The 13,752-nt window shown below is 75.0% G+C and carries 7 protein-coding genes; 3 read left to right on the top strand and 4 right to left on the bottom strand.

Going from position 1 to position 13,752, the window contains the following annotated elements:
- Positions 1-10: 10 nt before the first annotated feature.
- The 3 genes from ACGF15_RS21080 (at position 11) to ACGF15_RS21070 (ending at position 8,166) form a co-directional block, all read left to right on the top strand.
- On the top strand, positions 11-5,104 hold the full coding sequence (locus ACGF15_RS21080) for a DNA repair ATPase (RefSeq protein ID WP_392800963.1): 5,094 nt from the start codon (positions 11-13) through the stop codon (positions 5,102-5,104).
- A 294-nt stretch (positions 5,105-5,398) separates the two neighbouring features.
- A complete protein-coding gene (locus ACGF15_RS21075; protein ID WP_362607377.1) occupies positions 5,399-7,222 on the top strand; it encodes a prolyl oligopeptidase family serine peptidase in 1,824 nt (607 codons plus the stop codon).
- Between the two features lie 188 nt (positions 7,223-7,410).
- Positions 7,411-8,166: an SURF1 family protein gene (locus tag ACGF15_RS21070; protein ID WP_345611528.1), complete on the top strand. Its 756-nt coding sequence runs from the start codon at positions 7,411-7,413 to the stop codon at positions 8,164-8,166.
- A gap of 154 nt (positions 8,167-8,320) precedes the next feature.
- On the opposite strand, the gene ACGF15_RS21065 is transcribed toward ACGF15_RS21070, so the two are convergent.
- The 4 genes from ACGF15_RS21065 to ACGF15_RS21050 form a co-directional block, all read right to left on the bottom strand.
- Positions 8,321-9,922, bottom strand: a complete 1,602-nt coding sequence (locus tag ACGF15_RS21065) for a hypothetical protein (RefSeq protein WP_392800959.1) — start codon at positions 9,920-9,922, stop codon at positions 8,321-8,323.
- A gap of 89 nt (positions 9,923-10,011) precedes the next feature.
- Positions 10,012-10,674, bottom strand: a complete 663-nt coding sequence (locus tag ACGF15_RS21060; RefSeq protein ID WP_345611531.1) for a SigE family RNA polymerase sigma factor — start codon at positions 10,672-10,674, stop codon at positions 10,012-10,014.
- Between the two features lie 454 nt (positions 10,675-11,128).
- Entirely contained in the window at positions 11,129-12,244 is a 1,116-nt protein-coding gene (locus tag ACGF15_RS21055; RefSeq protein ID WP_392800956.1) for an aspartate-semialdehyde dehydrogenase, read from the bottom strand.
- A 25-nt stretch (positions 12,245-12,269) separates the two neighbouring features.
- Positions 12,270-13,541, bottom strand: a complete 1,272-nt coding sequence (locus ACGF15_RS21050; RefSeq protein WP_345611539.1) for an aspartate kinase — start codon at positions 13,539-13,541, stop codon at positions 12,270-12,272.
- Between the last annotated feature and the right edge of the window lie 211 nt (positions 13,542-13,752).

Below are 13,752 nucleotides of genomic sequence, written 5' to 3'. Positions count from 1 at the left end.
AGCACAGCAGATGACCTCCTCCACCACCCGGTCCGCCGCCGACCGCGACACAGTCCCGCAGGAGGCCGGTGCGTACGAGGTGCTCCGCGACCGGCTCGGGGCGCAGGCCGCGGAGCTGGCCCGCCGGGCCGAGGCGCTGAACGCGCTCCGTATCGAGACCTTCGGCTCCACGGAGCTGCGGCTGACCGGGACGGACAGGCTGCGCACCGAGCACGCGGGCCTGCCGCGCGACATCGTCGCCGTGGGGCCGTACGTCCTGTTCGGGTTCGACCGCGCGGGGACGGCCGCGGGGACCGCCGAGGTGGGCGACGTCCTGAGCCTGCACACCGCCGACCTGGCACCGGTGCCCGAGGACAGCGTGCCCGGGCTCCTCGACGACCGCGCCTTCCGGCAGGAGTTCCAGGCGCTGCACCGCTACTTCCGGGACGCCCGCCTGGTGCGGCTGAGGATGGTGGAGGACCGGCTGCTGGCGGTGTTCCGGACCGGCGGCGGGACACCCGGGGCACCGGCCGAGGGACGCGCCCCCCAGGGGGGTGACACCCGCGTGCTGCGCTGGGCGCTGGAGGCCGACGGGGCGGGAGGCGTACGGGCGCGGTTCCTCGACGCGCGCGGCGAGCGCGACCACGCGCTCCCGCCCGCCTGCGAGGTCACCTGGACGGCGGCGACCCGCGAGGACCACGTCCCCGGCCGCCACCCGCACATCGTCGTCGGCGGCGACCTGTTCGTCTCGACGGTCGGCGGCTCGCTCACCCTGAAGACCTCCGACGACACCGAGACCGACGAGGGGATCCACTCCGAGCCGGTCGACGAGCCCCTCCAGTCGCTGGCGGACGCCGAGGTCGCGCATGCCCGCGTCGGCCCCCTCCTGCTGCTGCGCGTCCGCCCCTACAAGGAGGAGCGGGACCGGTACTTCGTCCACGCCACCACCACCGGTGCCGTCAGCCGACTCGACGCCGTCGGGCAGGCGTGCCTGCGGCTCCCCGGCGACCAGGGCATCGTCTTCCCCGGCGGGTACTGCCTCGCCGCGACGGGCGCCGCCAGGACCTTCGACGTCGACGAGGAGCTGCTGGCCTCACTGCGCCACGAGCGGACGGTGCACTCGCCCAACGGCGAGGACACCCTGTTCGTCTTCCGCGGGCAGGACGGCGGCGACGCCCTGCTGCTGCCGTACAACAGGATCCGCAAGTCGGTCGAGGCGCCGCTGCTGTGCCGCGGCCACGCCCTGTTCGAGGACGGCACCCTGCTGGCGCTCCGGCCCCGCGACGACGAGCCGTCCCGGGTGCACCCGGTGCAGCGCTGGGCCTCGCCGTTCGTGTCGGACACCCACGCCGCGGCCGATCCGGGCGAGGGCCCGCTGTCCCGGATCGGCAACGCCGAGCTGGTGCGCGCCGTGGCCGACTGCCTGTCGGTGGTCCGGGCCGCGACGGAGACGACCCCGACCGTGGCGGTGTACGAGGCGCTGCTGGCCTCCGCGACGCGGACGGGCGACGCCTACCACTGGCTCGGCGACACCGGGGCGGTCGACCTGCGGACCCCGCTGGAGGCCGTACGGGACACCGCGGCCCGGGTCGTGGAGGAGTTCGCGACGGTACGGGCGCTCACCGCGCAGGCGGCCGAGGCGCTGTCGGAGGCGTCCGAGCGGACCGCCTCGCTGGTGCGGCGGCTGCGCGGCGAGACCCCCCGCACGGCGGGCGCCTGGGTCGCGGGCCTGACGGAGCTGCGCCGTGCGCAGGGCGAGCTGCTGACGCTGCGGGAGCTGCGCTACGCGGACACCGGGCGCGTGGACGAGCTGGTGACCGGGACGGAGGCGGACATCGCCTCGTTCGCGCAGCGGGCGATCGCCTTCCTGGAGCGCCCGGACGCCTTCGCGGGCCACCGCGAGGAGATCGAGGAGCTGTCGGCACAGGCCGAGGCCGTCCCCACGGCCGCCGCGGCGGTACCGGTCGCGGAGCGGCTGGACGGCATCGACGGCGGGCTGCGGACGCTCACGGAGGTGGTCGCCGGGCTGGAGTTCGGCGACGCCGTGGTGCGCACCGGGGTCCTGGAGCGGATCGCCGAGGTCCTGGGCGCGGTGAACCGGGCCCGCGCCGTACTCGACGCCCGGCGCCGCGAGCTGGTCGAGCGGGAGGGGCACGCGGAGTTCGCCGCCGAACTGGCGCTGCTGGGGCAGGCGGTGACCGGTGGTCTGGCCGCGGCCACCGACCCCGGCTCCTGCGACGCCCAGCTGGCCCTTCTGCTGGTGGCCGTCGAGGACCTGGAGTCCCGGTTCGCGGACTCGGACGCCTTCCTGGCGGAGCTGGGCGACCGGCGCACCGAGGTGTACGAGGCCTTCGCCGGGCGGCGGCAGGCTCTGGTGGACGCGCGCTCGCGCCGGGCGGAGCGCCTGGCGGTGTCGGCCGAGCGCGTGCTGGAAACGGTCGCCCGGCGGGCGGCTGCCCTGGAGGACCGGGAGGCCGTCAACGCCTACTTCGCCTCGGACCCGATGGTCGGCAAGGTCCGCAGGACCGCGGAGGAGCTGCGCGGGCTCGGGGACGGGGCGCGGGCGGAGGAGCTGGAGGGGCGTCTGGGGGCGGCCCGCCAGGAGGCCGCCCGCGCCCTGCGCGACCGGGCGGAGCTGTACGCCGGGGGCGGTTCGGCGCTCCGGCTGGGCCGCCACCTGTTCACGGTGAACACGCAGCCGCTGGAGCTGACCCTGGTCCCGCACGGGGACGGCCAGGCCTTCGCGCTGACGGGCACGGACTACCGTGCTCCGGTGACCGGCGGGACGGACGCGGAGTTCGCCCGTACCCGGCCCTACTGGGAGCAGACGCTCGGCTCCGAGAACGCGGACGTCTACCGCTCCGAGCACCTGGCCGCGCGGCTCCTGGAGGAGCACGGCGCCGACGTCCTGTCGGGGTCCGACCTCCCCGACCTGGTGCGCCGGGCCGCGGAGGGGGCCTACGACGAGGGCTACGAGCGGGGTGTGCACGACCACGACGCGGTGCTCGTGCTCCAGGCGCTGCTGAAGCTGCACGACGGCGCGGGGCTGCTGCGCTATCCGCCCCGGGCCCGGGCGGCGGCCCAGCTGTTCTGGGCGTACGGCGCGGACGAGGAGCGGCGCAGCTCCTGGGCCCGCCGGGCCGTGTCGCTCGCGCGCGCCCGGGAGACCTTCGGCCTCGCACCGGCCGTCGACGCCTTCCGTGCCGAACTGGCAGCGGAGTTGCGGGCCTGGGGCGACCGGACCGCGGACGCGGCGGCGGACGGGGGCGACCGGACCGCGGACGCGGCGGCGGACGGGGGCGACCTGGCGGCCGAGTACCTCTTCGAGGAGCTGACGGGGGGTCCGGACGGATTCGTCACGGGCGGCGCGGCACGCGTCCTGCTGGGCTCCTTCCGGGCGGCGGTGTCCGGCACGGGCTACGCGGAGGACCTGGCCGGCCTCGGGGACGACCTCGGGGCCCGGCGCCAGCTCGTCGAGAACTGGCTCGGCGCGTACGCCCGGTCCGCGGGCACCGGCGCCGGGGCGGGCGACCTCGCCGAGGCGGGCGCGATCGAGCTGTGCCCCGCCCTGGAGCGCTACGTCTGCGAGGCACCGCTCACCGTGCGCGTCGACGGGCTGCTCGGTGAGCACCCGCGGATCGAGGGCCGCTCGATGACCGTGCGGCTCGACGAGCTGCTCTCCAGGACGCGGCACTTCCGCCGGGTGGTGGTGCCGGGCTTCCGGGACTACCAGCAGCGCCGGGCCGCCCTGGCCGCATCCGAGCGGGACCGGCTGCGGCTGGACGAGCACCGTCCGCGGGTGATGCCGTCGTTCGTGCGCAACCGGCTGATCGACGAGGTCTACCTGCCGCTGATCGGCGACAACCTGGCCAAGCAGATCGGCGCGGCGGGCGAGTCCCGCCGTGCCGACAGCAACGGCCTGCTCCTCCTGGTCTCCCCGCCCGGCTACGGCAAGACGACGCTGATGGAGTACGTGGCCGACCGGCTGGGCCTGGCGCTGGTGAAGGTGAACGGTCCGGCCCTGGGGCACGAGGTGACCTCGCTCGACCCCGCCATGGCACCGAACGCGACGGCCCGCCAGGAGGTCGAGAAGATCAACTTTGCTCTGGAGGCGGGCAGCAACGTCCTGCTGTACCTGGACGACATCCAGCACACCTCACCGGAGCTGCTGCAGAAGTTCATCTCCCTGTGCGACGCCCAGCGGCGCATGGAGGGCGTGTGGCGGGGCGAGACCCGCAGCTACGACCTGCGGGGGAAGCGCTTCGCCGTGTGCATGGCCGGCAACCCCTACACGGAGTCGGGGCGGCGCTTCCGGATCCCGGACATGCTCGCCAACCGGGCCGACGTCTGGAACCTGGGCGACGTGCTGACGGGCAAGGAGGCGGTCTTCGCCCTGAGCTTCGTGGAGAACGCGCTGACCTCCCATCCCGTGCTGGCGCCGCTCGCCGGACGCGACCGCGCGGACGTGGACCTGCTCGTGCGGCTCGCCGAGGGCGACCCGACGGCCCGCGCGGACCGGCTGGTGCAGCCCTGCCCGCCGGCCGAACTGGACCGGGTCCTCGCCGTCCTGCGGCATGTGCTCACCGCGCGCCGCACGGTGCTGGCGGTGAACGCGGCCTACATCGCCTCGGCCGCACGCAGCGACGAGACGCGCAGCGAACCGCCGTTCCTCCTCCAGGGCTCGTACCGGAACATGAACAAGATCGTGGAGCGGCTCAGCCCGGTGATGGACGACGCCGAGGTGGCGGCGCTGATCGAGGACCACTACACGGGCGAGGCGCAGACCCTGACCAGCGGTGCGGAGTCCGCGCTGCTGAAGCTCGCCGAGCTGCGGGGGACGCTCGGCGCCGAGCAGGCGGCGCGCTGGGCGGAGGTCAAGGCGCGCTATGTCCGCACCCTCGCGCTCGGCGGACCGGAGGGCGACCCGATGGCCAGGGCGGTCGCGGCCCTGGGGCTGCTGGCGGACCGGATCACGGCGGTCGAGGCGGCGATCACCAGGGCGGTGGACCCGAGCGCGGTGCTGTCGGGCACCGGGCGCCACGCCGCACCGGCCTCCGGGGCTGCACCCGACGGCGGTGCCGGCCCGGGACCGGCCGTGGGCCGGGCGGCTCCCGGCACCCGGTGAGGGCGGGGCCCGGGCGCCTGCCGGATACCGGGAGGCCGGAGCATCGGATGCCGGAGGGCGGCGGGCGGCGGGAGGCGGATGCCGGATGCCGGATGCCGGATGCCGGAGGGCGGCGGGCGGCGGATGCCGGGGCCGGGGGCGGGGGCGGCGGCCGGAGGGCAGCCGCCGGCGGTCCGGACCCTCGGGGTCCCCGGGGCGGCCGCGCCCCCCACCTCACCCGTTCGTGCCCCGGCGCCGTCCACAGACGGACGGCTGTCCACAGGGCGGGGATGTCCCCGCGGGTTTTCCGGTTGGATGGAGGGCATGAACGACACGGACACCACACCCGACATGCCCGGCATGCCCGACTGGGAGAAGCGCTTCCGGGCCCCCCGCGTCTCCCTGCCGGACTGGGCCGAGGACGCCCCCCATCGCTGCCTGTTCATGTCGAACGCGACGGGGACGTACGAGCTGTACGCCTGGGACCGGTCGACGGGCGCCCAGCGCCAGGTCACGGACCGGCCGAACGGTACGACGGACGGCGTCCTGACCCCCGACGGCGAGGCCGTCTGGTGGTTCTCCGACACCGACGGCGACGAGTTCGGCATCTGGATGAGCCAGCCCTTCGGCGGGGGCGAGGACTCCCCCGCCGTCCCCGGTCTCGCCCCCTCGTACCCCGGAGGGCTCGCCATAGGCAGGGACGGCACGGCCGTGGTCGGCCGCTCCACCGACGAGGACGGCACGACCGTGCACGTCGTGCGCCCCGGGGCGGAGCCGGTGGAGATCTACCGGCACCGGGAGTCCGCGGTGGTGGGGGACCTGTCGCACGACGGGACCCTGCTGGCCCTCGAGCACACCGAGCACGGCGACGCGATGCACTCGGCGCTGCGGGTGATGCGGCTGGACGGGACGACCGTCGCCGAGCTCGACGACACCCGGGGCGGCGAGGAGGAGCTCGGGCTGGAGGTACTGGGCTTCGCGCCGGTCGAGGGCGACGGCCGCCTCCTCGTGGGCCACCAGCGCCGCGGGCGCTGGGAGCCGATGGTCTGGGACGTGATCGGGGGTACGCAGCGCGACCTGTCGATCGAACTGCCCGGCGATGTGAGCGCCGAGTGGTTCCCGGACGGCTCGGCCCTGCTGATCGTCCACAGCCACGAGGCGCGGGACGAGCTGTGGCGCTACGAGCTGGGCACCGGGGCCCTGAACCGCATCGCGACGCCCGCGGGCTCGGTGTCGGGCGCCACCGCGCGCCCCGACGGCCATGTGGAGTACCTGTGGTCCTCGGCGGCCGAACCGCCGTGCATCAGGTCGACGTCCGGCGACGCGGTGCTGGACCCGCCCGGTCCCCGGGCGCCCGCGTCGGTGGCGGTCGAGGACGTCTGGGTGGACGGCCCCGGTGGGCGGATCCACGCCCTCGTCCAGCGCCCGGCCGGGGCGGCGGGCCCGCTGCCGACGGTCTTCGACATCCACGGCGGGCCGACCTGGCACGACAGCGACGCCTTCGCGGCGGGTCCGGCCGCCTGGGTGGACCACGGCTACGCGGTGGTCCGGGTCAACTACCGCGGCTCCACCGGGTACGGGCGGGAGTGGACGGACGCCCTGAAGCACCGCGTCGGGCTCATCGAACTGGAGGACATCGCGGCCGTGCGCGCCTGGGCGGTCGCCTCCGGGCTGGCCGACCCGGCCCGGACGGTGCTGGCGGGCGGTTCCTGGGGCGGCTATCTGACACTGCTGGGGCTGGGCACCCAGCCGGATTCCTGGGCCGTGGGGCTGGCCGCGGTGCCGGTCGCCGACTACGTGACGGCCTACCACGACGAGATGGAGGCCCTCAAGTCACTGGACCGCACGCTGCTCGGCGGTACGCCCGAGGAGGTCCCGGAGCGCTTCGCGGCCTCCTCGCCGCTCACCTACGTCGACGCGGTGCGGGCACCGGTCTACATCTCCGCAGGGGTCAACGACCCTCGCTGCCCGATACGCCAGGTGGAGAACTACGTGGACAGGCTGGCGGCGCGCGGTGCGGTCCACGAGGTCTACCGGTACGACGCGGGCCACGGCTCGCTGGTGGTGGAGGAGCGGATCAAGCAGGTCAGGATGGAGATCGACTTCGCGGACCGGTATCTGGGGTGCGGCGCGCCCTGAGGCCGCGCCCCCGGGGCCCCAGGGCGATGTCCTCACGGCGCCCGCGGGCACGGGCCCCGGGGCACCCGCACGGGGCCCGGGAACCGGCGGGCGGCCGCGCGGCCGGGGCGCGAGCCGCCGTGAGGAGAGGAGGCGGCGGGGACGGACCCGGGAGCGGGCAGGCCGGGACCGTTCCGTACCGTGGGGGGGTGTACCGATTCCTGCTGACGCCCCGCTGGTGGGGGATCAACGCCTTCGTCCTGCTGGCGATCCCGTTCTGCGTGTTCATGGGCTCGTGGCAGCTCGGCCGGTTCGAGGACCGCGTCGACACCCACCGCGAGGCGGAGCAGCGCCCCGGCACCGCGCAGGAGGCGGCGGTCCCGCTGGAGGAGCTGCTGCCGGTGGACACGGAGACCTCGGGCCGCCAGGCGACCGCCGGCGGCCGCTACGGGGAGCAGTTCCTGGTCCCGGGGCGGGAACTGGACGGCCGGGAGGGTTCCTACGTCCTGACGCTGCTCCGCACGGACGGCGGCCGGGCCCTGCCCGTGGTCCGGGGCTGGCTCCCCGGTGGCGGGACCGCTCCGGCGGCTCCGGCCGGCGAGGTGACCGTCACGGGCGCACTCCAGGCGTCGGAGACGGTGGGCACCGACGGAGCGCACACGGCGGGCGGCCTTCCCCGGGGCCAGCTGGGCATGATCAGCGCGGCCTCGCTGGTGAACCTGGTCGAGGACGAGGTCTACGACGCCTGGATCACGCTGGCCGAGGCGGACGCGGGGCTGGAGGCCGTCCCCGCCACCGCGCCCCAGGGGAGCGGGCTGGACCTGAAGGCGTTCCAGAACCTGGGGTACACCGGCGAGTGGTTCGTCTTCGCGGGCTTCGTGCTCTTCATGTGGTTCCGCCTGGTGCGCCGCGAGGCGGAGACCGCCCGGGACCGGGAGCTGGGCCTGGAGCCCGAGGCCCCCTGACCTCACCGGCCGAGGGCGCCCGCGCGGCCGGTGGCCCGGCGGTGGCGGGGCCCCGGCCCGCCCCGCGGCGGTCGTCCGGCCCACGGCGGGACGGGGGTTCCCCGGGCGGCAGCGGCGGCGCGAACGGGAGCGGTGCCCGGCGCGCGGGGTCCCGCTACGCGCCGTCGGGCAGCATCCCCGTGCGGTAGACGGTGCCCGCGCAGGCGTGGGGGACGGTCGCCTGGGCGCTCGGTCCCCCCGCCACGGGGACGTACGACACGGCGACGCTGCCGTCGGCCGGTCCGTCCTCGGTGACCAGCTGGGGCTGGACGCCCTCCGCCGACGTGCCGGCGCCCGTGTCCCCACCGGAGCCGGTACCGGTGCCCGCGGTACTGCCGCCCGCTGCCCCGCCGCTCTCGGAGGGCGACGGGTCCGGGGAGGGCTCGGTGGTGGGACAGGTGTCCGAGGGAACCCAGGCGAACTTCACCTCGTACGCGCCTGAGGGCTTCAGCACCAGCGTCTTCCGTCCGGCCGAGGGCGCGGGCAGGCCGCCCGCGGGGTCCCCGTCCGTGTGGCCGGTGACGCCCACCCGGGTCGGGTCGGCCGCGCCCAGGGCCTCGACGGCGAACTCCCCACTGCCTTCGACGGTGCAGGCGGCATCGGAGACGTTGGCGATGCGGAAGGTGCCGTAGACCTTGCCCTCGGCACCGGGGGCGTTGGTCTCCACCGAAGCCACGCCGAGCTGCCCGCCCTGGCACAGGGCCGGGGCACCGGTCTGGGCGCCGGGCGTCTCCGGTTCGCCCGAGGGGCCGTCCGCGGCGCTCTCGTCCGGTGCCTCGCCGGGGACGCTGGTCGCCGGACTCCGGTGGCCCGGGTTCTGGACGCCGCTGCCGGGCAGGGTCAGACGGTCCCGCTCGCCTCCGGTCGCGCCGGGGTCGTTGCCGGTGCCGCCCAGGGCCTGCTCCCCGTGGCCGGCGGTGACGGCCTTGGTGTCGGCTCCGGAGTCGGAGGTCGCCACGTGGACGAACGCGGGCACGGCGGTGCCGACCAGCAGCACGGCCGCCGCCGCACCCACCAGGGCCTGCCGCTTGCGGGCCCGCCGTGCGGGGACGGCCCGGCGGAGGTGGTCGAGGGCACCGTCCGAGGGCTGCAGGCCCTCCACGACGCCCTGCAGCAGCCTCCGGAGGGCCTCCTCGTCGCTGTCGAGCCGGTCCTCCCCGACGTCGTCCCCGGCCCCGGCGTCCGGCGAACCGGCTGCGGAGGCGCCCCCGTCCGCCCCGTGGACGCCGGTGTCCACGGGGGGCCGAGAGCCGGTGCGGTCCGTCCCGAAGACGGCGGAGAGCAGTCGGCCGGCGCCGTCGCCGGGCAGGTCCGGGGCGCCCTCGGCCACCGGGTCCCCGGCCGTCTCGCCCGCGGCCGCCGGGCTGCCGGGGGCCGGTTTCCCGGCCGCCGGGCTCTGGTGAGCGGGGCTCTCCGGGACGGGGCTCTCCGGGACGGGGCTCTCCGGGACGGTGGGGTGCGCCGCCGGGCCGGAGCCGGCGCCCGCCGCCGGAAGGACCGCCGTGGGCTCGCCCGCCGCCGGGCCGGAGTCCGCCTCCATCGCCGGGAGCGGGGGCGCGGCACCCGGCTGGGGGAGCGCCGCCGTGGGGGTCTCCTCGTCCCCGGAGGTCACGGACCCGCCGCCGGGGCCGGCCGTGCCCGCCGTGGGGGCGTCGTGGCCGTTCCGCTCCGGCGCGGGGCGGGCGCCGCCGGACACCTCTTCCGGGCCGTCGTTCACAGTCTCGTCCCCAGTCCGGTGGTCAACCGCCCCGTCCGTTCCGCTCGTCCGCCGTGCGTCGCCGCCTCCGCCCTTGCCTGCGCCCCCGCTCACGCCGAGGCCCCCATGGACACCCGCAGCGCGGCGATGCCGCGCGAGCCGTAGGCCTTCACGGACCCCAGGGATATCCCCAGGGTCTCGGCGACCTGCGCCTCGGTCATATCGGCGAAGTACCGCAGCACCAGGACCTCCCGCTGACGCCGCTGGAGCCCCTTCATGGCCTTGATCAGCGCGTCCCGCTCCAGCTGGTCGTACGCACCCTCCTCGGCACTGGCCATGTCCGGCATCGGCTTGGAGAGCAGCTTGAGCCCCAGGATGCGGCGGCGCAGCGCGGACCGGGAGAGGTTGACCACGGTCTGCCGGAGGTAGGCGAGCGTCTTCTCCGGGTCACGGACGCGGTTGCGCGCCGAGTGCACCCGGATGAACGCCTCCTGCACCACGTCCTCGCAGGAGGCGGTGTCGTCCAGGAGCAGGGCGGCGAGACCCAGCAGGGACCTGTAGTGGGCCCGGTAGGTCTCGGTCAGGTGGTCGACGGTGGTTCCGGCAGCCATGGCCTCGTCAGAACCCTGCCGCTGCACCGGCATGCGCGTTGCGCGCGGCACGGGCATGGGGGCGATCACCGGCATGCCGCCGGCGGGGCGTGCTCTGCGGGCGGGGCGCAGCGCCGCGCCGCGAGCCGGGAGCACTCCTGTGATGTCGAGAACCTCTGCCACGCCAGTTGGACACGCTTCCCCCCGCCAGGGTTGTACGCGCTCGCGCCCGCTTTCGGCGGTGCTCCCGACTCCCTGATCCGCACTCGTTCTTCCCCAATGCCCCGTTACTCCCCCGCACCCCGTCGAGGTGTCCGCGAAGACGCTCCGCTCTCCGCTGCCGGTTGCAGCACAGAGAAGCGCATGGTCGAACATGCGGACGCCCACGTTCAAGTGGTTCAGACCTCTACGTGGATCAGGGGCGCTCCGTAGATCCTACAAAGCGGCCGATCATCGCGCGGTGCCCGAGGTCACACCCGGCCTGCGGACGGCGCCTCCGGGACGCCCGGACGACGGCGGCACGGAGGGGCCGGGCAGCAGCGACGGCCACCGCGCCCTGGTTCCGTCCCTGGTTCCGTCCCTGGTTCCGTGCCCGGCTCCGGAGGGGCCGGGCACGGGGCGCCCGCCCGGTCGTCACCTACCCGCCGGAGGACGGCGCCGAGGACGGCTCGGCGGGGAGCGGGGACGGCCCCGCGGAGGCGGCGAGTTCGGCGGCCACCATCTCCGCGATCTGCGCCGAGTTCAGGGCGGCGCCCTTGCGGAGGTTGTCCCCGCAGACGAAGAGTTCCAGGGCCGTCGGGTCGTCGGGCGCCCGCCGCACCCGCCCCACCCAGACCGGGTCGGTGCCCGCCACGTCCGCGGGCGTGGGGAAGTCGCCCACCTCCGGCTGGTCGTAGAGGACCACGCCGGGCGAGGTGGCGAGGATCTCGTGCGCCCGGTCGACCGTCACCTCGCCCTCGAAGCGCGCGTGCACCGCGAGGGAGTGGGAGATCAGCACGGGGACGCGCACACAGGTGGCCGCCACCCGGAGCCCGGGCAGGCCGAGGACCTTGCGGGTCTCCTCGCGCAGCCCGAGTTCCTCGGAGGACCAGCCGTCGCCGAGGAGTTCTCCGGTCCAGGGGACGACGTTGAGCGCGAGGGGACCGGCGAAGGGCCCCAGGCCGTCCTCGCCCACGGCCCGGCGCACATCGCCCGGGCCGGTGCCCAGGTCGCTGTCCGCGACCAGGGAGATCTGCTCGCGCAGGGCCCGGGCGGCGTCCCGCCCGGCGCCGCTGGCGGCCTGGTAGGAGGCGACGACCAGTTCCCGCAGCCCGAACCCGGCATGCAGCGCCCCGATCACCGGGGCGAGGGTCAGGGTGGTGTCGTGGGGGCTCGCGACGATGCCCCGGGGCCGCAGCCGTACCGCATGGGGGTTGACCTCGGGCACCACCAGGGGCACCTCCGGGTCGGCCCGGAAGGCGGGGGAGCTGTCCACGACCACGGCGCCGCGGGCCGCCGCGACGGGTGCCCAGCGGGCGGACACCTCGCCGGGCACCAGGAAGAGCGCCACGTCGATGCCGTCGAAGGCCTCGTCCGCAAGCGCCACCACCTCGCACTCCTCCCCGCGCACGGCCAGCTTGCGGCCGGCCGAGCGCGGGGAGGCCACGAGCCGGATCTCGCCCCAGACGTCGGCGTGCTGCGACAGGATGCGGAGCATCACCTCGCCGACGGCCCCGGTCGCCCCGACGACCGCGAGCGCCGGGCCGCGGCTCATCGCCGTACGCCTCCGGGCCGGAGGTTCATCGCCCGGTGCCGCCGTAGACGACCGCCTCGTCCGAGTCGGAGTCGAGCCCGAAGGCGGTGTGCACGGCGCGCACGGCCTCGTTGACGTCGTCGGCGCGGGTGACCACCGAGATACGGATCTCCGAGGTGGAGATCAGCTCGATGTTGACGCCCGCGTCGGAGAGCGCCTCGAAGAAGGTGGCGGTCACCCCGGGGTTGGTCTTCATCCCCGCGCCGACCAGCGAGATCTTGCCGATCTGGTCGTCGTAGCGGAGCGAGTCGAAACCGATGGCGGACTTCTGCTTCTCCAGCGCGGCCATCGCCTTGGCGCCGTCCGTCTTGGGCAGCGTGAAGGAGATGTCGGTCAGGGCGGTGGTGGCCGCCGACACGTTCTGGACGACCATGTCGATGTTGAGCTCGGCGTCCGCGATCGCGCGGAAGATCGCCGCGGCCTCGCCCGGCTTGTCCGGCACGCCGACGACCGTGACCTTGGCCTCGGAGACGTCGTGGGCGACTCCGGAGATGATGGCGTGCTCCACCTTCTGATCCCCTCGCGGTTCGTTGCTGACCCAGGTGCCCCGCAGCCCCGAGAAGGAGGAGCGGACGTGGATCGGGATGTTGTAACGGCGTGCGTACTCGACGCAGCGGTGCAGCAGCACCTTGGAGCCGGAGGCGGCGAGCTCCAGCATGTCCTCGAAGGAGATCCAGTCGATCTTCTTCGCCTTCTTCACGACCCGCGGGTCGGCGGTGAAGACGCCGTCGACGTCGGTGTAGATCTCGCAGACCTCGGCGTCCAGGGCCGCGGCCAGTGCCACGGCGGTGGTGTCCGATCCGCCGCGGCCGAGGGTGGTGATGTCCTTCTTGTCCTGGGACACCCCCTGGAAGCCGGCGACGATGGCGATGTTGCCCTCGTCGAGCGCCGTACGGATCCGGCCCGGCGTCACATCGATGATGCGCGCCTTGTTGTGGACCGAGTCGGTGATGACGCCTGCCTGGCTGCCGGTGAACGACTGGGCCTCGTGGCCCAGGTTTTTGATCGCCATGGCCAGCAGGGCCATGGAGATCCGCTCTCCGGCGGTCAGCAGCATGTCGAACTCGCGCCCGGCAGGGATCGGGGATACCTGCCCGGCAAGATCGATCAGCTCGTCCGTCGTGTCACCCATCGCCGACACCACGACGACCACCTGGTGGCCGTTCTTCTTGGCATCGACGATCCGCTTGGCGACCCGCTTGATGCCTTCGGCATCGGCAACGGAGGAGCCTCCGTACTTCTGCACGACAAGGCCCACGTGCGCTCCTCGCTCGGTCTTCGGCAGTAATACTGCGGTAGTACTGCGGTCGGCTCAGTCTATCGAGCGACCGCGGAACACCCTGGTGGTGCCACATGCTGAGATGTCCCGCCCAGCCGCGCCGACCCGCAGGAATCCCGCGGCCGCTCGGATGGCTGCTGCCCATCGCCCCCCGGTGTAGGCCCCTGTGTGGGGCGGCTCACACCCGGCC

It is taken from the genome of Streptomyces sp. NPDC048001, from assembly GCF_043203115.1.
Taxonomy (GTDB): domain Bacteria; phylum Actinomycetota; class Actinomycetes; order Streptomycetales; family Streptomycetaceae; genus Streptomyces; species Streptomyces sanyensis.
This window is presented reverse-complemented; position numbering and strand designations above follow the sequence as displayed.